This is a genomic window from Pseudomonas sp. CFBP 13727, assembly GCF_014841915.1.
Taxonomy (GTDB): Bacteria; Pseudomonadota; Gammaproteobacteria; order Pseudomonadales; family Pseudomonadaceae; genus Aquipseudomonas; species Aquipseudomonas baltica.
The window spans coordinates 388,592-410,101 of record NZ_JACYUT010000004.1 but is presented as its reverse complement, the minus strand read 5'-3'; the positions used below and the strand labels follow the sequence as shown (position 1 = coordinate 410,101).

The window sequence follows — 21,510 nt, the reverse complement described above, 5'->3', positions numbered from 1 at the left end:
CTTATACCTTCGCCACGAGTGGGCGACCCAGCAGGCCTTGGGGACGGAAGATCAGAATCAGCACCAACAGGCCGAAGCTGAACACATCCTTGTAGTCGGAGTTGATCAAGCCGGAGAACTGCGATTCGGCAACCCCCAGTATCAGGCCACCGAGCATGGCGCCGGGCAATGAGCCGATGCCGCCCAGTACCGCTGCGGTGAACGCCTTGATGCCGATGATGAACCCGGCGTAGAAGTCGAACGTGCCGTAGTTCATGGTAATCAACACGCCGGCCAGCGCCGCCATGGCCGCGCCGATGATGAACACATAGGAAATGACCCGGTCGGTGTTGATGCCCAGGATCGAGGCCATCTTGCGATCCTGCTGGGTGGCGCGGCACATGCGCCCAAGTTTGGTGAACTTGATGATGTAGGTCAGCACGCCCATGCCCACGAAGGCGGCAATGAGGATGAAGATCTTGGTGTAGGTGATCTGCACGAAACCGGTGCCCACTTCAAGGCGCCAGGCCCCTTCGAGCAGGGTCGGGACGCCTTGCTGGCGAGCGCCCTGGCTGATCTGCGCGTAGTTCTGCAGGATCAGCGATATGCCGATGGCGCTGATCAGCGGCGCCAGCCGGGTCGAGTTGCGCAGCGGCTTGTAGGCCACGCGCTCGATCACGAAGCCGTACACACCGGTCACCACGATGGTGAACACCAATGTGCCGAGGATCAGGAACGGAAAGGATTCGAGGCCGAAGAACGACAGCACGGCCAGGCCTATGGCGGCCAGGTAGGCGCTGATCATGTAAACGTCGCCGTGGGCAAAGTTGATCATGCCGATGATGCCATAGACCATGGTGTAGCCAATGGCGATCAAGCCGTACACCGACCCCAGGGTCAGGCCGTTGATCATTTGTTGCAGGAAGATACCGTCCATCATGCACTCTCACGAACGTCTGGAACCGCGCACCGCGCAAGGTGCGGGCAGGCCTCGGCCCGCCCGCCACCCGTCAGGCGGTATTGAGGGAAACGTGGGCCATCCCAAGGGCGGCCCGGACTGGCATGCGCCAGTGCAAACGTCCTACTTCTGCTGTTCCAACTGCTTGTACTTGCCCTCGGCGTTCCACTGGTAGACCACGTAGTCGGACACTTTCAGGTCACCCTTGGAGTCCCAGGCCTTCTCGCCCATGACGGTCTTGACCGGGTTGGCCTTCAGCCATTTGGCAGCCTCTTCGCCCTTGTTCGACTTGGCGCCGTTGAAGCCTGCAGCCAAGGCCTGCAACGAAGCGTAGGCGTACAGAGTGTAGCCCTCTGGCTCGTAGCCGGACTTGCGGAACTCCTCAACCACCGCCTTGCTGTCGGGCAGCATGCGCGGATCGGCGCCGAAGGTCATGTACACGCCGTCGACGTATTGCGCACCGCCAGCGGTGGTGACCAGTTCGTCGGTGACGATGCCGTCGTCGGACATGAACTTGACGTCCTTGAGGCCCTGTTCGCGCATCTGCCGAACCAGTGGCCCGGCTTCGGGGTGCAGGCCGCCGAAATACACCACATCGGCGCCGGTGGAGCGGATCTTGGTGACCAGGGCGCTGAAGTCTTTCTCGCCGCGGGTCAGGCCTTCTTCCAGCACCGGCTTCACACCGCGCTTGGTCAGCTGTGCCGAGGTGGCGTCGGCCAGGCCCTTGCCGTAGGTGTCCTTGTCGTTGATCACTGCGACTTTCTTGCCCTTGAGCACGTCGACGATGTAGTCGCCGGCCACGATGCCCTGCTGGTCGTCGCGACCGCACATGCGGAATACCGCCGGCAGGCCACGTTCGGTCACGGTCGGGTTGGTCGAGCCGGGGGTGATCATCAGCACGCCGGCGTCTGCATACACCTCGGATGCCGGAACGGTGGACGAGGAACAGAAGTGCCCCACCACCCCTGCGACCTTGTCCTGATCGGCCAGCCGGTTGGCGACGGCCACGGCCTGCTTCGGCTCGCAGGCGTCATCACCGGCAACCAGGACGATCTTTTCCCCATTCACGCCGCCGGCCTTGTTGATGGCATCGGCTGCCGCCTGTGCACCCTTCATGTACTGCTGACCGAACGATGCGTTGGCACCGGTCATCGGCCCTGCTACGCCGATCTTGATGTCGGCTTGAACAATCGACGAAGCGCCCAGCGCAGCTGCCACTGCGAGAGCCAGAAAACCTTTCCTGTAGAACGTCTGCGACATGAGTGGTGCTCCTGAATTTTTTTGGTTGGCACTACAGCTTCAGCGCATTGCTCAGAGCAAGGGCCGTGCCAGCGCATTTGTCCAACTTGCGCAGTTTTCATTTTCAGGAGCACTTCACTGCGCCGGAACCATTTTCTACAGGTCGTGCAACCGTCTGGCACGGGAATGGTGGAACCCGCAAAGAGTGCGGGTACAACCCGTATGCGCCATCGTTGCAACCCCACGCAGCGCCCGTGGGCAACCACGCTGTAACCGCCGACGTAACCGAAGTGCACACTGTCGGTGCATAACCGCTACACCGCGCACCACAGGATCCTCCTGCAGTGCCGGGTGCAGGCCACTTCGCGTCTCTCTTCGCGGGCCTGCGCAGGGCACTGGCACGGGTCGCGCAGGGGAAGGCACGTCACATCCACCCGCACTCCAAAAAGCTGGCAGAATGTGCCCCTACTGTGCGCCACCGCCGTTCCAAATGAGGCACGCGGTTCTGGAGACCCTGATGAGCGAGAGCGTATTCGCCGATCGCATCGTGCAAAACCTGCTCGACACCGATCTTTACAAGTTGAGCATGATGCAGGCTGTACTGCACAACTACCCCAACGTAGATGTCGAGTGGGAGTTTCGTTGTCGCAACGGCGAAGACCTGCGGCCCTACCTGAACGACATTCGCGAACAGCTCGAGCAGCTCTCCGAATTGAGTCTGGGCCCGGACCAGCTGAGCTTTCTGGAAGGCATCAATTTCATGAAGCCCGACTTCCTGCGCTTCCTAGGTCTGTTTCGCTTCAACCTGCGCTACCTGAGCATCGGCATCGAGAACGACCAGCTGTTCATTCGCCTGCGCGGGCCGTGGCTGCATGTGATCCTGTTCGAAGTGCCACTGCTGGCCACGGTCAGCGAGGTACGCAATCGCATTCGCTATCCCGATGTGCTGCTCAGCCAGCCGCGGGAAAAACTCTACCGCAAGTTCGAATGGCTGCAGGCCAATGCCAGCAGCGAAGAGCTGGCCGAATTGCAGGTGGCCGACTTCGGCACTCGTCGACGCTTTTCCTACAAGGTGCAGGAGGAAGTGGTCACGGTGCTCAAGCACGAGTTTCCGGGGCGCTTCGTCGGCACCAGCAACATGCACCTGGCCCGTCAGCTGGATCTCAAGCCGCTGGGCACCATGGCCCATGAGTGGATCATGGCTCACCAGCAACTGGGGCCGCGCTTGATCGACAGCCAGATCGCCGCACTCGATTGCTGGGTGCGCGAGTACCGTGGCCTGCTTGGCATCGCGCTCACCGACTGCATCACCATGGATGCGTTTCTGGGGGATTTCGACCTGTACTTCGCCAAGCTCTTCGATGGCTTGCGCCACGACTCGGGTGACCCGGTAGTCTGGGCGGAAAAGGCCATCGCCCACTACCGCAAGCTGGGCATCGATCCGATGACCAAGACCCTGGTGTTTTCCGATGGGCTGGACCTGCCCAAGTCCCTGCAGATATTTCGCGCACTGCGCGGGCGCATCAATGTGAGCTTCGGCATCGGCACCAACCTGACCTGCGACATTCCAGGCGTGGAACCCATGAACATCGTGCTGAAGATGACCGACTGCAACGGCCAACCGGTGGCGAAGATTTCCGACGAAGCCGCCAAGACCCAATGCCGTGACCCCAATTTCGTCGCCTACCTGCGCCACGTGTTCAAGGTGCCTACTTGAAGCCAGTACACGCAATGGCGGACGTCCTGTAGGAGCGGTCCGTGGCCGCGAAAAGGTCAACGCGGTGAATCAGGCATACCGCGTCGCCTGCTTCGCGGCCGATGACCGCTCCTACGTGGTCGAAGCGAACACTCAATCGACCAGGGTCACCGCCCCCTTCATCATGGCCAGGTGACCCGGGAACGAGCAGAAGAACAGGTACTTCTGGTCTGCCGACAGTTTCGACACGTCGAACGACACCGAATCCTTCTCCCCGGCGCCGATGACCTTGGTGTACGCAATCACGCGCTCGTCGCCTTTCTTCAGGTAGCTGTTGTCGATGCCGGCACTCATGCCGTCCATCGCGATGCCGCGGGCATCGTCTTCCTTGCTCAGGACCCAGTTGTGGCCCATGACTTCCTTGGGCAGGCTGCCGGAGTGGGTCAGGTTGACCGTGAACGTCTTGCAGCTCTTGCTGATCTCGATAGCCTTGCTGCCGAAGGTCATCTGGTCGGTCGAATCGACGGTGGTCGAGCACTCGGCCGCCAGCAACTGACCGCTGGCCAGGGCAAGCACCGATACCGCTACAGCTTTTGCAAACATGTGAGTCTCCAGGCAGGGGAAATGGCTACGGCGGCAATCATTTCACGATTGGCCGCAGGCTGCAGCACTCTGCCAGCAGTCAGACATTCGCTGTAAACATTCGGCTCAAACCATCGGCAGAACGGTCACGCGCACCTCGGGATCGTGCCCACCACCGCCCAGAATCACTCCGCGCAAGGGCGACACGTCGCTGAAATCACGCCCCCATGCCAGGGTGATGTGTTCCAGCCCCGGTTGAACGTTGTTGGTGGGGTCGAAATCGACCCATCCCAGCACCGGGCAGAACACCGACACCCAGGCATGCGACGCATCCGCGCCGATCATTCGCGGCTGCCCTGGGGGTGGCTGGGTCAACAGGTAGCCGCTGACGTAGCGTGCCGCCAAACCGCGCGAGCGCAGGCAGGCCAGCATCAGGTGGGCGAAGTCCTGGCAGACGCCCCGACGGTTCTCCAACACCTCGACCAGCGGCGTCGCCACCTGGGTAGCCATGGCATCGAACGTGAACTCGCTGAAGATCTTCTGCATCAAGGCCTGGGCACCCTGCAGCATCGGCCTGCCGGACGGAAAGCAACTGGCGGAAAACGCCACGAAGCTTTTCTTCAGGCGCACGTAGGGGGATTCGAAGCGGTAGCGACAGGCTTGCAGCACCTGCGCGGCGACTGGCCGGCCGCTATAGCACAGGGCATCGCGGGTCGACTCCCAGGCCGGCGACAGGGCAAGCACGACCGGCGCTCGTGGCAGCACCTCGACATGCAGGCGCGCGCCAACCTTGAGTTCATCGTGGGGGCGCTCGAACGCCAGCCGCGTCAGTGGATTGCCGAACACATCGAGCTCATCGGTACGCCGGGTCGGTTCGGGGCTGATCTGCAGTGCGCGCTCATGGCACACCTGCCAGGCGCAAGGCCTCGGCCACAGGTGCGCCAGCTGCTTGGCCAGCGACACTGGGCTGTCGTAGCAGTAACGGGTGTCGTGAACGATCTGGTAATGCGCACTCATCACACCGACACCGTTTGCTGGCTGACATCGTCGACATGGACGAAATGGCGCAACGCCAGGCGGTCCGATACCTGCACGCTGACACTGGCGATATCCTCCAGCAGGCTGCGCAGGCCGTCGAGCACGGCGCGCACGCTGGCTTCACCGAACAGCGCGTTTTCCAGGGTACCCAGATCGAAGCGCGCCACGCGCTCGATCAGTGGCTCCAGGGCGCGATCCACCGGCAGGTCGAATTCATCGCTCAGGCGGCGTACAGCCCGCGCCACCAGCTTGAGCTGGAACAACACGGCATGGGGGTTCTGGGCGTCGAGCAACAGCAGGTCCAGCACCGGAATCAACTGCGGCACGGCCAGATAGCGCGAGCGATAGGTGATGCTGCTGTTGCCCAACTCGAGCAGCCAGTCAAGGCCAGCCTGTTCGTCCAGCGCATCGCTTGCCAGAAACGCCGACAGACCATTGCTGAGAAACTGCAGGCGTTCGATGCGTCGCCCGATCATCAGAAAACGCCAGCCTTCATCGCGGGTCATGTCGTCGAGCGCAAAACCGGACAGTGCAGCCAGGTTCATCACCAGTCGATTGAGGAAGTCGAGCAGCTCGCCCAGGTCCGGCACGTCGACTTCGAGCACCAGTGACTCGCGCTGCAGTTCGCCCAACGCCTGCCAGTTCTCTCGCGACAGCTTGCCGCGTACCTGAAACGCCGCCCATTGCAGACGCTGCAGGTTGGCACGCAGGCTGAACGCCCAATCCTCACCGCGCAGGGCCATCAGCAGGCGCTCGCGCAGGTCGCCCTCCTCGGGCAACAGGTGCAGGCTCTCGGCCAGATCGACAGCGGCCTGCAGCGCCTGAGGATCGTCGCCGTCCAGATAGCGGCCGAGAATGATCCGCAGCAGTCGTGCGCTGCCGTCGCAACGCTCGCAGTAACGGCCGAACCAGAACAGGTTCTCCACCACCCGCGAAGGCAGGTAGGGGTCCATGCGCACCAGGTCATGGACCCCGATGCTCCGCTGCGCCCGCCACTGCTCGCCGACCGGAGCGTGCTCGCCCAACACCCAAGTGTCCTTGCTGGCGCCGCCGTGCTGCATCGACACCACTTCGGCATCGGCGTCCGTGGCCACTCGGGTCAAGCCGCCGGGCAACACTCGGTAACCGTCGGCGGCGGCGACCGCAAACACGCGCATGCCGATCGCTCTGGGTTGCAGGTGGTTGCCGTGGCCATGCCACACCGGCGCCAGGGACAGCTGCGCCATTTCCTGAGCGACATAGGCATAGGGCCGGGCCTGAATGCGTTCGGTCAGTGCCTGACGCTGGGCGGCGTCCAGATCCCGACCGAACACCGGGCCGAAGTTCTGCGACGGGAAGGCCGGCTTGATCACCAGCTCGTCCAGCCGCTCGAGGGCCTGGGCCAGCACCGGCGGCTCGCCGCACCACCAGGTGGCGATTGACGGCAGGATCAAGGTTTCGCCGAACAGATGCTCACAGATGCGCGGCAGAAAACCCAGCAGCCCGGGCGATTCGAGCACGCCGCTGCCCAAGGCATTGGCCACCATCACATTGCCCTGGCGCACGGCGTCGAGCAGGCCGGGCACGCCCAGGGCAGAGTCGGTACGCAACTCCAGGGGGTCGCAGAAATCGTCGTCCAGGCGACGCATGATCGCGTGCACCCGGCGCAGACCGCTCAAGGTCTTCAGGTAGACGGTCGCCTCGCGCACGGTCAGGTCACTGCCCTCGACCAGCGGATAGCCGAGCTGACGTGCCAGGTACAGATGCTCGAAATAACTTTCGTTGAACCGCCCAGGCGTCAACAGCACCACCAGCGGCGCCTCGTTGGCGCTGGCTGCCAGTCGGCTCATGGTGTCCTGCACGGTGCGAAAAAAGCCGGCCATGTGCTCGACTTTCAAGTCGCGGTACAGCTCGGGAAAGGTCCGCAACAGGCCCATGCGGTTTTCCAGCGCATAGCCTGCGCCGGAGGGCGCCTGGGTCCGGTCGGCGGTGACCCACCAGCGTCCATCGGGCGTGCGCGCCAGGTCCGCCGCATACAGGTGCAGGAACGTGCCTTGCGGCGGCTGCATGCCCTGGCACGGCCACAGGTAGTTGTTGTGCCCGAAGATCAGCTCGGCGGGCAGCAGCCCTTGGGCAATCAGCGTTTGCGGGCCATAGATATCGGCCAGCACGGCGTTGAGCAAGCGTGCCCGCTGGGCAATACCCGCCGCGACCTGGCGCCATTCGTGAGCAGGAATGATGTGCGGCAGCAGGTCCAGTTCCCACGGCCGATCGGCCCCCTTGGGGTCGGCATAGACGTTGTAGGTGACGCCGTTTTCCTGGATCTGCCGTGTCAGCGACGCCTGGCGCTGCGACAACTGGCCTGGCGCACTGCGTTGCAGATGCTCGAACAGGCGCCGCCAGTGCGGGCGCACGCCGCCATCGGGTTCGAGCATTTCATGATAGGACCCGCCGGACAGCGAGTAACGATCGAGCAGGTCAGACATGGCGAAGCTCGGGGGCAGCGTTGAGAAGAACGATTATCGCAGCCTGCACGGTGCGCGGATACCGTCCATGGCTCACACCCCGCCTTGAGGAACGCGGCGCATGTCCAGGGTCATCGGCAAGTCATCGTCCACCTTGAGCGCTGGCAGTACCAGCCTGCCGGGACTGTGGCCGATCCGAAAGAACCGCGCCAGACGCCGGCTTTCGGCTTCGTTGGCATTCACCGGTGGGCTGTCGTAGCTGCGCCCGCCGGGGTGCACCGCATGGTACTGGCACCCACCCAGCGAGCGCTGCGTCCAGGTGTCGACGATGTCGAAGGTCAGCGGCACATGCGCCTGGCCGGCGACGTCATCGCCGTGATCGGCCTGCCAGGCACGGTAGCGCACTCCCGCAACGAACTCGCCGGCACGACCGGTCGCGGTCAGCGGCAGGGGCTGGCCATTGACAGCCAGCCGGTAACGATCGGCCAGCAACCCATTGACGCGCACCTGCAGGCGCTCCAGTGATGCGTCCGGCGACTGCGGCGCGCCACTGGCACTGCCTCGGCCGGGGCCAGGCTCCAGGGCATGGCGCAGCTCCACGGCAATTCCCTCTACAACGCAGTCGCCCATGGTGGGGAAGCGAAACGCCCGTTGTGCGGCAAACCATCCGGCATCCACGGCATAGCCGTGTGCATTCAGATCGTCGATCACCTCGGCGAAATCGCGCTCGATGAAGTACGGCAGCATGAAGCGGTCGTGCAGCTGTGTCCCCCAGCGGGTCAGCCTGGCCGGTGCGTAGGGCTTGCGCCAGAAGCGCGCCACCAGGCTGCGCAGCAACAGTTGCAGAGCCAGGTTCATGCGCCCATGGGGTGGCATTTCCATGCCCTGCAGGCGCAGCAGCCCCGCGCGCTCCCCTGGTCCGTCACCGTCCAGACGGGCAATGCAGAACTGCGCGCCGGTAGGGTTACCGGTCATATCCACCAATAGATGGCGCAGCACACGGTCGATCAGCCCTGTTGGGCACGGCACGCCGGGAACGGGCAATTGCGCCAGAGCGATCTCGAGTTCGTACACCGCATCGCCGCGCGTTTCGTCGACCCGCGGGGTCGGCCAGGCAGTGCCACTGAACAGATACGACAGCGCCGGATGATCATGCCAATAGCCGATCAGACTGCGCAGCAGGTCGGGCCGGCGCAGAAACGGCGAATCCGCCGCCGTCGTCCCACCCAGCAGCAACGGATTACCCGCGCCGGTGCCGGTCTGCCGACCGTCGATCATGAACCGCTGGGCCTCCAGGCGACGCTGCCGGGCCTGCTCGTACAGCTCATCCACACCCTGGACCGACTGCGCCCAACTGGTGGATGGCGGCACGTCGACCTTGAACACCCCTGGCATCGACGTAGCCTTGAAACCACTGGCAGGTGCGTCGCTTCGAGCTTCCCACGTTGCGGCATCGGCGCCATCCATGGCCACGAACGTCGGCTCGCTGCCGATGCCCAGGCGCACGTCCTCTGCGCGCAGATCGGCATCGACCCGCTGCCCCAGGGCCTGCATGTCCGCCCATTGCTCTTCGCTCAACGGCCAGGTGACGCGTGGCGTCTGCCAGATACGCTGCACCGACATCCGGTGGGAAAACGTCACCTCACAGGGCTCCACCCGGCCACTGATCGGCGCCGCCGAAGAAGGTTCGGGACTGCACGCCAGGGGAATGTGGCCCTCCCCGGCAAACAGCCCGGACGTGGCGTCCAGACCAATCCAGCCAGCGCCCGGCAAATACACCTCGCACCAGGCATGCAGGTCGGTGAAATCGACATCGGTACCGGACGGACCGTCGAGGGCCTGCTCATCGGCGACCAATTGGATCAGATAGCCGGAGACGAAGCGCGCGGCAATCCCCAGCCGGCGCATCAGCTGCACCAGCAGCCAGGCGGAATCGCGGCACGAACCGGCACCGGTGAGCAGCGTGTGCTCGGGCGTCTGCACGCCCGGCTCCATGCGCAGCAGGTAGCGAATGTCCTGGCTGAGTTGCTGGTTCAGCCTGACCAGGAAATCGATACTGGGGATCGGCGTACGGTCGATGCCGTCCAGGTACGCTTGAAACCTGGGCGTCAGGGCCAGGGTTTCCAGGTAGGGGGCCAGCTCATGCTGCTCTTCGTCGGTGTATGCGAAGGGAATCTGCTGCGCATGCGGTTCGAGAAAGAAATCGAAGGGATTGAACACCGCGATCTCGGCAACCAGGTCCACTTCGATGCGCAGCTCGGTGGCCTTCTCCGGAAACACCAGGCGGGCCAGGTAGTTGCCCTGTGGGTCCTGCTGCCAATTGATGAAGTGCTGCGCTGGCGACACTTTCAAGGCATAGGAAAGCACCCGCGTGCGGCTGTGCGGCGCGGGGCGCAGGCGCACCACTTGAGGGCCGACATCGACGGCGCGGTCGTAGCGATAATGGGTGACATGGTTCAGTGCGACATGAATCGACACGGCGTGCCTCCTGCGAGCCTGGAAGGTAAGTGCACGGCGCAAGACTTATGCCATGTGGAGGGTTCAGCCACTGCACTGCGAAGCGGGACATCCGATCGAACGGTTGCCCTCGTTCGGCGTGTGCCAGCGTCGCATACATTGGGCGCATCGTGGTGCGATAAACCTGTATTGCCCAGGCAGGAGGCGCTCACCTTAATGTGGGCGCTCATTCAATCAGGAGATATCCCCATGCCAACCGACCAAGACACCGCTGCGCAAGCCCTGCTCACCGCGCAGACTTCAAGACAGCGCAAGACGTCGTTGCGCCCCACCCAGGCATTGATCGACGCCATCCGCAGTGCGACCAGAGACGGAGTGCTGGACACGACCGACAACCCAGCCCACGACGCCATCGCCGCACGCCCACCGCGACGAGCGCAGCCGAAGTCGACCGACACCGTGCCTGACGGTCACACCGAGCCGTAAGCCATCGCGCTCACGGCAGCGCAACGTGCATCAGCGCGGCAGGACCGGCTGGCGGGTCGGCTTGCCCTTGCCCTTGCCGGGCTTGGCAGCCTGCTGGCGATCCTTGGCAGCCTGCTTGCTGCGCGCCTCGGCGGCAGCCTTGGCCTGCTCGCGCTTGTCCCACGGCTTGGAACCATCGCTGGCACGCGGCGGCAAGCCGGTATGCTGGGTCAGGATGCGGGTTTCCTTGGCTACCTTGTGGCTGCCGGCCGGGGTGGAATTCTTGCGTCGAGCACTCTGATAGGTGTCGGTAGCCGGCTGATGCAACGGAATCAGCTGGTTTTTCCCCGGACCGATCAGGTCGGCACGGCCCATGCGTTCCAGTGCCTCGCGCAGCATCGGCCAGCCCTTGGGATCGTGATAGCGCAGGAATGCCTTGTGCAGGCGACGCTGTTCCTCGCTCTTGACGATGGTCAGGTTGTCGCTCTTGTAGGTGACCTTGCGCAGCGGGTTCTTGCCCGAGTGGTACATCGCGGTGGCCGAAGCCATCGGCGAGGGGTAGAACGCCTGCACCTGGTCGGCACGGAAACCGTTGCCCTTGAGCCAAAGCGCCAGGTTCATCATGTCTTCATCGGTGGTGCCGGGGTGGGCGGCGATGAAGTACGGGATCAGGTACTGCTCCTTGCCCGCTTCTTTCGAGAACTTCTCGAACATGCGCTTGAATTTGTCGTACGAGCCGATACCCGGCTTCATCATCTGATTCAGCGGACCTTCCTCGGTATGCTCCGGGGCGATCTTGAGGTAGCCGCCGACGTGGTGCGTCACCAGCTCCTTGACGTACTCGGGGGACTCCACCGCCAGGTCGTAGCGCAGGCCCGAGGCAATGAGGATCTTCTTCACGCCCGGCAGTGCTCGCGCGCTGCGGTACAGCTGGATCAGCGAAGAGTGGTCGGTGTTGAGGTTCGGGCAGATCCCCGGGAACACGCACGACGGCTTGCGGCACGCGGATTCGATTTCCGGGCTCTTGCAGGCGATGCGGTACATGTTGGCGGTCGGCCCGCCAAGGTCGGAAATCACTCCGGTAAAACCCGGCACCTTGTCGCGGATCTCTTCGATCTCGCGAATGATCGACTCTTCGGAACGGTTCTGGATGATCCGCCCCTCGTGCTCGGTGATCGAGCAGAAGGTGCAGCCACCGAAACAGCCGCGCATGATGTTCACCGAGAAGCGAATCATGTCGTAGGCCGGGATTTTCTGGTTGCCGTACGCCGGGTGCGGAACCCGGGCATAGGGCATGCCGAACACGTAGTCCATTTCCTCGGTGGTCATGGGAATGGGCGGCGGGTTGAACCACACGTCCACTTCGCCATGCCGCTGCACCAAAGCACGGGCATTGCCTGGGTTGGTTTCCAGGTGCAGCACGCGGTTGGCGTGGGCGTACAGCACGGCATCGCCGCGCACCTTCTCGAAGGAAGGCAGGCGAATCACCGTCTTGTCCCGCGTCATCCGCGGGCTGGCCAGGATCTGCACGACCTTGGCTTCGTTCGGGTCTTCGACGTTGCCCTTCTCCTGCTCGATGGCGCAGGCCTGGGTGTCCTGGGTGTTGACGTACGGGTTGATGATCTTGTCGACCTTGCCCGGCCGGTCGATACGGGTCGAGTCGACCTCGTACCAGTCCTTGGGCGTATCGCGGCGAATGAACGCGGTGCCGCGAATGTCAGTGATCTCTTCGACCTTCTGACCGTACGACAGGCGCTGGGCCACTTCGACGATGGCGCGCTCGGCGTTGCCGTACAGCAGGATATCGGCGCAGGCGTCGATCAGGATCGAATGACGAACCTTGTCCTGCCAGTAGTCGTAGTGCGCGATGCGGCGCAGCGATGCTTCGATGCCGCCCAGCACGATCGGCACATGCTTGTAGGCTTCCTTGCATCGCTGGCTGTACACCAGGCTGGCGCGGTCTGGCCGCGAGCCGGCCTGGCCGCCGGGCGTGTAGGCGTCGTCGGAACGCACCTTCTTGTCGGCGGTGTAGCGGTTGATCATCGAGTCCATGTTGCCGGCCGCGACACCGAAGAACAGGTTCGGCTCGCCCAGCTTCATGAAGTCATCCTTGGACTGCCAGTTCGGCTGGGCAATGATGCCCACGCGAAACCCCTGGGCTTCCAAAAGCCGGCCGATGATGGCCATGCCGAACGACGGATGGTCGACATAGGCATCACCGGTGACGATGATGATGTCGCAGGAATCCCAGCCAAGCTGATCCATCTCCTCCCTGCTCATAGGCAGGAAAGGCGCTGGGCCGAAGCATTCGGCCCAGTATTTGGGATAGTCAAAAAGCGGCTTGGCTGCTTGCATGTCGATGACCGTATGAAAAATCGCGGGCGCGGAATATAGCACAAAAAATAACCAATTCCGATGGCTTTAGTCGGAAATGGCTGGTGAATTTTCCGCCGGCAGAGCTCATTGAACCTGGATCCCTGCTGTAGGAGCGGTCAGCGGCCGCGAAAGCCCCAACGCGGTGTACCTGACCCAACCGCACCGCTCATTCGCGGCCATGGACCGCTCCTACGGGAAATCCGAACAGCGCGTTTACTCGTCGTCGTCGAAGTTGTAGCTACCCGGAGCGAGGTTCTCGAAGCGGGTGTACTTGCCGATGAAGGCCAGGCGGATGAAACCGATCGGACCGTTACGCTGCTTGCCGATGATGATCTCGGCAATGCCCTTGTGCTCGGTGTCCGGGTGATACACCTCGTCGCGATAGACGAACATGATCACGTCGGCATCCTGCTCGATGGCGCCGGACTCTCGCAGGTCGGAGTTCACCGGGCGCTTGTTCGGGCGCTGCTCGAGCGAGCGGTTGAGCTGCGACAGCGCCACCACCGGGCAATTGAACTCCTTGGCCAGCGCCTTCAGCGAGCGAGAGATCTCGGAGATCTCGTTGGTACGGTTGTCGCCGCTGGAACCGGGGATCTGCATCAACTGCAGGTAGTCGATCATGATCAGGCCGATCTCGCCGTGCTCGCGCACCAGGCGACGCGTACGCGCACGCATCTCCGACGGACTGATTCCGGCCGTATCGTCGATGAACAGCTTGCGATCGTTGAGCAGGTTGACCGCCGAGGTCAGGCGCGGCCAATCGTCGTCATCCAGCCGGCCCGAGCGCACCTTGGTCTGATCGATACGTCCCAGCGAGGAAAGCATACGCATGATCAGCGAATCGCCTGGCATCTCCAGCGAGTACACCAGCACGGCTTTCTCGCTGCGCAGCACGGCGTTTTCCACCAGGTTCATGGCAAAGGTGGTCTTGCCCATGGACGGACGGCCGGCGACGATGATCAGGTCGGCCGGCTGCAGGCCGCTGGTCTTCTCGTCCAGATCGGTGTAGCCGGTGGACAGGCCGGTGATGGCCGCATCGGTATTGAACAGGGTGTCGATGCGATCGATGGCCTTGGTCAGCAGGTCGTTGACACTGACCGGGCCACCGGTCTTGGGCCGCGCCTCGGCGATCTGGAAAATCTGCCGTTCGGCCTCGTCGAGAATCTCGGCAGCATTGCGCCCCTGCGGATTGAACGCACTGTCGGCGATCTCGCTGCTGATGCTGATCAACTGGCGCAGGGTGGCACGCTCGCGGACTATCTGCGCGTAGGCCTTGATGTTGGCCACCGACGGGGTGTTCTTCGCCAGCTCGCCCAGGTAACCCAGGCCACCGACCTGAGTGCCCTGGCCTTCCTTGTCGAGCTGTTCGTGCAGGGTGACCACGTCGAAAGGCGTGTTCTGATCGGCCAGCTTGGCGATGGCGCGGAAGATCAGCCGGTGGTCATGACGATAGAAATCGCCGTCCGAAACCTGATCGAGCACACGTTCCCAGGCGTTGTTGTCCAGCATCAACCCACCGAGCACGGCCTGTTCGGCCTCGACGGAATGCGGCGGCACCTTGAGGGCAGCGGTTTGCAGATCGTATTGCTCGGGAGCGGATATCTCGTTCATGGCCACTTGAAATTCGGGTTGCAGAAAACAGCTTCTTCACAAAAACAAAGGGCACGACCTGTGAACAGGTCGTGCCCGATGTTAAACCGCCTGGCACCAGAGGTGCCAGCCGACTTATGCAGCTACTACGACAACGCGTACGGTAGCTTCAACGTCGCTGTGCAGGTGCACGGCTACGTCGTATTCGCCAACGTTACGGATGGTGCCGTTCGGCAGACGCACTTCAGACTTGGCCACTTCGACGCCGGAGGCGGTCAGGGCGTCAGCGATGTCGTGAGTGCCGATCGAACCGAACAGCTTGCCTTCGTCGCCAGCGGTGGCAGTGATGGTCACTTCCAGCTCGGCCAGTTGGGCAGCACGCGTTTCGGCCGAAGCCTTCTTGTCGGCAGCTGCTTTTTCCAGCTCGGCGCGACGCTCTTCGAACGCAGCCAGGTTGGCAGCGGTCGCAGCGGTAGCCTTGCCGAATGGCAGCAGGAAGTTACGACCGTAGCCGGCCTTAACATTTACCTTATCGCCCAGGTTGCCCAGGTTGGCGACTTTTTCCAGCAGGATCAGTTCCATTTGGTATAAACCTCTTAACTTTTAACCTTCACCGTTCGCGGAATCGCTATCGGTGCCTTTCGGCCCGATTCGACCGCGAAAATCAATCAGGCTGTCGACAATGGCCAGGACCACGAGCAACGGATAGATCAGCTGCATGAACAGCACGAGCGTGACGTACATCCCCACGAGCCAGAACCTGCCCAGCTTGCCCGCCTTGACCAGCCCATGCATCAGGGCCAGCCCGGCGAACACCAGCGGTACGCTGCACAGCGGCGTCAACATGGCCATCTGAGGTCCGAAGTTCGGACCGATGAGCATGCACGCCAGCAGCAATACCGCCGGCCAGAGTGGAATGCGAATGGCGCGAAACTCGCTGCCAAAACCACCCGGGTTGTACAACGCCGCCTGCCAGTAACGCCCCAGCATCAGGGCTGCCACGCTGACGACTTGCAACAAGGCCGCTATCAGGCCATTGAGTACCGGCGCAATGAGGCTGCCAAGGCTGGCCCGCTCCTCTACCGACATCTGCTGGTAGAGACCACCGAGCATCTGCGGCAGGCGTTCGTTCAACGCCTGCGCCAACGCTTCGATGGGTTCGCGAAACACCACGCCCAACAACACTCCGTACACCAGCCCCAGCGCTATGCTGGCCAGCAGCACGCGATTCCAGGCCCACCCCGCGCGCAACAGCGCCGCGAGCCCCAGTGCGCCCAGCAACACCATCAAGGTGCGCGGTTCACCGAAGTACCACCAGGCCAAAGCCGGCAGCAGAGCCCAGATGAGGACGCCAATGGCGTCACTCATGCCGCGCCGCAGGTACACCAGGCACGCTGCGGCAGCACTCAACCAGAACAACAGCGGCAATGCCGCGCATCCGACCACTACCAGAGTGGCCTGCATGCGACCGCGCATGATGAAATCAGCCAGGGCACGCATGCGTATCTATCCTTTTACTGCGTATCGACAACCCGGTCTCAGCGGCCGTGGCTGTCGGTGTAGGCCAGCAGGGCCAGGAAGCGGGCGCGCTTGATAGCGACGGCCAGCTGACGCTGATAACGAGCCTTGGTACCGGTGATACGGCTTGGAACGATCTTGCCGGTTTCGGATACGTAGGCTTTCAGAGTGTTGAGATCCTTGTAATCGATCTCCTTCACATCTTCAGCGGTGAAGCGGCAAAATTTACGACGACGGAAGAAACGTGCCATGTAATGGGCTCCTCAAAAGGTCCGTGGATTACTCGTCAGCGTTATCGCTGGCGTCGCTGTTGTCGCTGTCATCGCCATCGGCGCTGTCAGAGTGCTCAGGACGGTCACGACGCTCACGGCGCTCGCTGCGGTTTTCTTCTGCCTTGAGCATCTCGGACTGGTCGGTGACGGCTTCGTCGCGACGGATGACAAGGTTACGGATCACGGCATCGTTGTAGCGGAAGTTGTCTTCCAGCTCGGCCAGGGCCTTGCCGGTGCACTCAACGTTCAGCATCACGTAGTGAGCCTTGTGAACGTTGTTGATGGCGTAGGCCAGTTGACGACGGCCCCAATCTTCCAGACGGTGGATCTTGCCGCCGTCTTCTTCGATCAGCTTGGTGTAACGCTCAACCATGCCGCCGACTTGCTCGCTCTGATCCGGGTGGACCAGAAAGATGATTTCGTAATGACGCATGAATGCTCCTTACGGGTTGTAGCCTGCCGCCAGAGCGGTCAGACAAGGAGTGAATGACACTGTGTGTCTTGCCTTGTGGCTTTTGGATAGAGGCGCACGAGTGCACCAGCCATCACGGCAAGGGGCGCAATTGTAGAGAAGGGGTTGGGGGGAAGCAAGGGGATTGGTGAATATTTGTACAGCGATGGCGGTGTCGCGGCCAACCCCTTCGCGGGCAGAGGGCTCGCGAAGGGGTTGGCCAAGGCGGATCATTTCTTCTTGGCGTTACGCTGACGAACCGCTTCGAACAGACAGATCCCGGTCGCCACCGACACGTTCAGGCTGCTCACGCTGCCCGCCATCGGCAGCTTGACCAGGTAGTCGCAGTGCTCGCGGGTCAGGCGACGCATGCCCTTGCCTTCGGCGCCCATGATCAGGATGGTGGGCCCGGTCATGTCCTGCTGGTAGATCTCGTTTTCCGCCTCGCCGGCGGTACCCACGACCCACAGGCCACGCTGCTGGAGTTTTTCCAGGGTACGGGCCAGGTTGGTCACGGCCACCAGCGGAATCACTTCCGCTGCGCCACACGCCACCTTGCGCACGGCAGGAGTGAGGGTGGCCGATTTGTCCTTGGGCACGATCACCGCCAGCGCACCGGCCGCATCGGCGGTACGCAGGCAGGCACCCAGATTGTGCGGATCGGTCACGCCATCCAGAACCAGCAGCAACGGCGGGCCCTCGGTGCGATCCAGCAGCTCGTCGAGCATCGCCTCGCCCCACACCTGGCTCGGGCTGACCTCCGCCACTACCCCTTGGTGCACGCCTTCGACCCAGGCATCCAGCTCACGCCGCTCGGCCTGGCCAACCGCCACACGATTCTGCGTGGCGAGGTCGACCAGGGTCTGTACCCGCGGCTCACTGCGCCCCTCGGACAGCCAGATCTGCTTGACCCGTTTGGGATGATGGCGCAACAGCGCCTCCACCGCGTGCACGCCGTAGATTTTTTCCAGCTGACTCATGACTTGGCCTTGGGTTTGCGGCTGCCCGATTTCGATGGACCCTTGCGGTGCTTGGTCGCCTTGGCATCGCCTCCGGCGCCCGTGCTGCCAGTACCGCCGTTGCGGCTGCCGGAAGCCTTGGCCGAGCCGCCCTTGGCGGCATCGGCAAGCAGGGCCTTCTTCATTTCACGGCTCTTGCGCACCTCGGCGTTCTGCGCGGCGGCATCGGATGCCCGATAGACCTCGTCGCTGTCGGCCTTGCGCGCCTTGCTCGGGGCAGCGCTGCGCTTGGCGGCAGCGGCGGCCGGCTTCTCGGCGGCGGTCTTTTCGACCGCCGGCGTGGTCGGGTAGCTCTTGGGCTTGCCGGCCGGCGCGTCGGCCTTGCGGTTCTTGCGCCCGATCGGCTGGTTCAGCGTTGCTTCGCCGATACCGAAATCGATCTTGCGCTCGTCCAGGTCGACCCGCATGACCTGCACCTCGACCGTGTCGCCAAGGCGGAAATTGCGCCCGGTGCGCTCGCCGGCCAGGCGATGGTGGATCGGGTCGAAATGGTAGTAGTCGCCCGGCAGCGCGGTGACGTGCACCAGGCCTTCGACGAAGATATCGGTCAGTTCGACGAACAGGCCGAAACCGGTCACGGCGGTGATCACGCCAGGGAAGGTTTCGCCCACGCGGTCCTTCATGAACTCGCACTTGAGCCAATTGACCACGTCACGGGTGGCTTCGTCGGCACGGCGCTCGCTCATCGAACACTCTTCGCCCAACTGTTCCAGCGCCGCTTCGTCGTACGGATAGATGCGCGCCTTGGGAATGGTCGGGGCACCGGCTCGCTTGACGTGCGGGGTGTCCTGCTTGGAGTGGATCACGCTGCGGATTGCCCGGTGCGTGAGCAGGTCGGGGTAGCGACGGATCGGCGAGGTGAAGTGGGTGTACGCCTCGTAGTTCAGGCCGAAGTGACCATGGTTGTCGGCGCTGTACACCGCCTGGCTCAACGAGCGCAGCATGACGGTCTGGATCACGTGGAAATCCGGGCGACTCTGGATGGTTTCCAGCAGTGCACGGTAATCCTTGGGCGACGGACCGTCCTTGCCCTTGTTCAGCGATAGGCCAAGCTCGCCGAGGAAAGCACGCAGCTTTTCCAGACGCTCCGGCGGCGGACCGTCGTGGACGCGATACAGAGCCGGGATTTCGTGTTTCTTGAGGAATTCGGCAGTGGCCACGTTGGCCGCCAGCATGCATTCCTCGATCAGCTTGTGGGCATCGTTGCGGATGGTCGGCTTGATCTCGGCGATCTTGCGCTCGGAACCGAAGACGATGCGCGTCTCCTGGGTTTCGAAGTCGATGGCACCACGCACGTGACGCGCCGACAGCAGCACCTTGTACAGGGCATACAGCTGCTTGAGATGCGGCAGCACATCGCCGAACTCGCCACGCAGGGCCTTGGCTTCGCTGCTGCGCGAATGCTCGAGCAGGGTACTGACCTTGTTGTAGGTCAGGCGCGCATGGGAGTGGATCACGGCTTCGTAGAAGCTGTAGTCGGTCATCTCGCCGGTCTTGGAGATGGTCATCTCGCAGACCATGGCCAAGCGGTCGACATGGGGGTTCAGCGAACACAGGCCGTTGGACAGCTGCTCGGGCAGCATCGGAATCACGCGCTCGGGGAAGTACACCGAGTTGCCACGTACCTGAGCTTCGGTATCGAGCGCCGAGCCAAGCTTCACGTAGCTGGACACGTCGGCAATGGCGACGTACAAGGTCCAGCCGCCGTTGAACAGGCGCAGCTTGCTCTTGGCTTCGCAATAGACGGCATCGTCGAAGTCGCGCGCGTCTTCGCCGTCGATGGTCACGAACGGCAGATGGCGCAGGTCGATGCGCTTCTCCTTGTCCTTGTCTTCCACCTGCGGCTTGAGCTTGGCGGCCTCCTTGAGCACGGCTTCGGGCCATACATGAGGAATGTCGTAGGTGCGCAGGGCGACGTCGATTTCCATGCCGGGCGCCATGTAGTTGCCCAGCACCTCGACGATGTCACCCTGAGGCTGGAAGCGCGCGGTTGGCCAGTGGGTGATCTTCACCCCGACGAACTGGCCGATCTTCGCGGCGCCATGGCGACCGGGGGTGATCAGCACTTCCTGCTGCACCTTGGGGTTGTCCGGTGTCACGAAACCAATGCCGCCTTCTTCGAAGTAGCGGCCAACGATGGTTTCATGGGCACGCGACACCACTTCGACGATCACGCCTTCGCGACGACCGCGACGGTCGAGGCCGGAAACCCGTGCCAGGGCACGGTCGCCATCGAACACCAGACGCATCTGCGCCGGGCTCATGAACAGGTCGTCGCTGCCGTCGTCGGGGATCAGGAAGCCGAAGCCATCGCGGTGACCGCTGATGCGGCCGGCGATCAGGTCGAGCTTGTCGACCGGGGCATAGGTGCCGCGACGGGTGTAGATCAGTTGCGCATCGCGCTCCATGGCACGCAAGCGGCGGCGCAGGGCTTCCAGCTGGTCCTCGGTGGTGAGGCCGAACTCGTCCACCAGCTGCTCGCGGCTGGCGGGAGAGCCGCGCTCGTCGAGGTGCTTGAGGATCAGCTCACGGCTGGGAATGGGGTTTTCGTATTTTTCCGCTTCACGAGCGGCCTCGGGATCGAGGGTCTGCCAATCGGCCATTAGAGAGAATTCACCTTGTCTATATAGGCGTTAGTTTGGCATACGCGTATTGAAACGGGAAATTTCAGGCGCTGCCTGCCAGTTAAAAGCCCTGCCCCGAGGTCGAAAACAGTGTCCGGGACGCCACTGGGGAATTTTAGTCGATTTTTCTCGCCACAGGGGTTTACAGCGTAAAGGGCGCTCCGTATAGTGCGCGCCATCGACAACGCACAGCGTTGCAGATGCTGCCCAGATGGTGAAATTGGTAGACACGCCAGCTTCAGGTGCTGGTGACCTTACGGTCGTGGAAGTTCGAGTCTTCTTCTGGGCACCAATTCAGGACACGAGATTACATCAATCTTGTGCCACTCACAAAAGCCCGCGAAAGCGGGTTTTTGCGTTTCAGGGCTTTTTCAGGCAGTTGGATGTTTTGAATTAACAAAATCAAAACAGGGGTTTACAGATCAAAAGGGCGGTCGTATAGTGCGCCCCATCAACGGCGTGCAACGCTGCTGATGCTGCCCAGATGGTGAAATTGGTAGACACGCCAGCTTCAGGTGCTGGTGACCTTACGGTCGTGGAAGTTCGAGTCTTCTTCTGGGCACCAATTCTTCACAAGAACCCGCGAAAGCGGGTTTTTGCGTTTCTGGCACCCCAAAATCTCCCCACCTTTCTCCCGTAGGAGCGGTCCGTGGCCGCGAAAGAGCGCATCGGTATATCAGACACACCCCGCCGCGCCTTTCGCGGCCGATGACCGCTCCTACGGTAGGTCTGCATACGCGCGCTCCCGTAGGAGCGGTCCGTGGCCGCGAAACAGGCGACGCGGTCTTCCTGACACACCCCA

General features: G+C 62.6%; 16 protein-coding genes and 2 tRNA genes. 4 read left to right on the top strand and 14 right to left on the bottom strand.

The window, feature by feature from the left end; translation table 11 throughout:
- Window position 1: 1 nt before the first annotated feature.
- Window positions 2-916 (bottom strand): ABC transporter permease subunit, encoded by a 915-nt coding sequence (locus IFT76_RS15135; RefSeq protein WP_122480658.1) that lies wholly within the window; start codon window positions 914-916, stop codon window positions 2-4.
- 144 nt (window positions 917-1,060) lie between these two features.
- Window positions 1,061-2,197 carry a branched-chain amino acid ABC transporter substrate-binding protein gene (locus IFT76_RS15130; RefSeq protein WP_122480351.1) on the bottom strand — a complete coding sequence of 379 codons (1,137 nt, stop codon included), beginning with the start codon at window positions 2,195-2,197 and terminating at the stop codon, window positions 1,061-1,063.
- A gap of 496 nt (window positions 2,198-2,693) precedes the next feature.
- Here IFT76_RS15130 and pncB point away from each other — a divergent pair, with 496 nt between their 5' ends.
- Window positions 2,694-3,893 carry a nicotinate phosphoribosyltransferase gene (gene pncB / locus IFT76_RS15125; RefSeq protein ID WP_185795302.1) on the top strand — a complete coding sequence of 400 codons (1,200 nt, stop codon included), beginning with the start codon at window positions 2,694-2,696 and terminating at the stop codon, window positions 3,891-3,893.
- 132 nt (window positions 3,894-4,025) lie between these two features.
- Here the strand turns inward: pncB and azu are convergent, their stop codons facing one another.
- The 4 genes from azu to IFT76_RS15105 all read right to left on the bottom strand — a co-directional run bounded on the left by azu (window position 4,026) and on the right by IFT76_RS15105 (window position 10,414).
- Window positions 4,026-4,475: an azurin gene (gene azu, locus IFT76_RS15120; RefSeq protein ID WP_122480353.1), complete on the bottom strand. Its 450-nt coding sequence runs from the start codon at window positions 4,473-4,475 to the stop codon at window positions 4,026-4,028.
- Between the two features lie 105 nt (window positions 4,476-4,580).
- On the bottom strand, window positions 4,581-5,471 hold the full coding sequence (locus IFT76_RS15115) for a transglutaminase family protein (protein ID WP_122480354.1): 891 nt from the start codon (window positions 5,469-5,471) through the stop codon (window positions 4,581-4,583).
- Window positions 5,471-7,957, bottom strand: coding sequence for a circularly permuted type 2 ATP-grasp protein (locus IFT76_RS15110; protein WP_192059079.1), 2,487 nt, complete (start codon window positions 7,955-7,957; stop codon window positions 5,471-5,473). The genes IFT76_RS15115 and IFT76_RS15110 overlap by 1 nt, the downstream gene beginning before the upstream one ends.
- A 72-nt stretch (window positions 7,958-8,029) precedes the next feature.
- Window positions 8,030-10,414 (bottom strand): transglutaminase family protein, encoded by a 2,385-nt coding sequence (locus tag IFT76_RS15105; RefSeq protein ID WP_192059077.1) that lies wholly within the window; start codon window positions 10,412-10,414, stop codon window positions 8,030-8,032.
- Between the two features lie 228 nt (window positions 10,415-10,642).
- Here IFT76_RS15105 and IFT76_RS15100 point away from each other — a divergent pair, with 228 nt between their 5' ends.
- A complete protein-coding gene (locus IFT76_RS15100) occupies window positions 10,643-10,879 on the top strand; it encodes a hypothetical protein (RefSeq protein WP_122480357.1) in 237 nt (78 codons plus the stop codon).
- Window positions 10,880-10,909: 30 nt separating this feature from the next.
- Here IFT76_RS15100 and IFT76_RS15095 read toward each other — a convergent pair whose 3' ends face one another.
- From IFT76_RS15095 to rnr, 8 genes are all read right to left on the bottom strand, one after another.
- Entirely contained in the window at window positions 10,910-13,213 is a 2,304-nt protein-coding gene (locus IFT76_RS15095) for a YgiQ family radical SAM protein (protein WP_122480358.1), read from the bottom strand.
- Window positions 13,214-13,447: 234 nt separating this feature from the next.
- The gene (dnaB, locus tag IFT76_RS15090; protein WP_122480359.1) at window positions 13,448-14,845 is read right to left on the bottom strand and encodes a replicative DNA helicase; all 1,398 of its coding nucleotides are present in this window, start codon (window positions 14,843-14,845) and stop codon (window positions 13,448-13,450) included.
- Window positions 14,846-14,959: 114 nt separating this feature from the next.
- Window positions 14,960-15,406, bottom strand: coding sequence for a 50S ribosomal protein L9 (rplI, locus tag IFT76_RS15085; protein WP_122480360.1), 447 nt, complete (start codon window positions 15,404-15,406; stop codon window positions 14,960-14,962).
- A gap of 21 nt (window positions 15,407-15,427) precedes the next feature.
- On the bottom strand, window positions 15,428-16,324 hold the full coding sequence (locus IFT76_RS15080; RefSeq protein ID WP_122480361.1) for a hypothetical protein: 897 nt from the start codon (window positions 16,322-16,324) through the stop codon (window positions 15,428-15,430).
- A gap of 38 nt (window positions 16,325-16,362) precedes the next feature.
- A complete protein-coding gene (gene rpsR / locus IFT76_RS15075; protein ID WP_008368574.1) occupies window positions 16,363-16,593 on the bottom strand; it encodes a 30S ribosomal protein S18 in 231 nt (76 codons plus the stop codon).
- Window positions 16,594-16,621: 28 nt separating this feature from the next.
- Entirely contained in the window at window positions 16,622-17,047 is a 426-nt protein-coding gene (rpsF, locus tag IFT76_RS15070) for a 30S ribosomal protein S6 (protein WP_122480362.1), read from the bottom strand.
- Window positions 17,048-17,295: 248 nt separating this feature from the next.
- A complete protein-coding gene (gene rlmB / locus IFT76_RS15065) occupies window positions 17,296-18,045 on the bottom strand; it encodes a 23S rRNA (guanosine(2251)-2'-O)-methyltransferase RlmB (protein WP_192059075.1) in 750 nt (249 codons plus the stop codon).
- Window positions 18,042-20,687 carry a ribonuclease R gene (gene rnr, locus IFT76_RS15060; protein ID WP_192059073.1) on the bottom strand — a complete coding sequence of 882 codons (2,646 nt, stop codon included), beginning with the start codon at window positions 20,685-20,687 and terminating at the stop codon, window positions 18,042-18,044. The genes rlmB and rnr overlap by 4 nt, the downstream gene beginning before the upstream one ends.
- 226 nt (window positions 20,688-20,913) lie before the next feature.
- Here rnr and IFT76_RS15055 point away from each other — a divergent pair.
- Both IFT76_RS15055 and IFT76_RS15050 read left to right on the top strand, forming a co-directional pair.
- Window positions 20,914-21,000, top strand: a tRNA-Leu gene (locus IFT76_RS15055).
- Window positions 21,001-21,186: 186 nt separating this feature from the next.
- Window positions 21,187-21,273 (top strand) — tRNA-Leu (locus tag IFT76_RS15050).
- The last annotated feature ends 237 nt before the right edge of the window (window positions 21,274-21,510 follow it).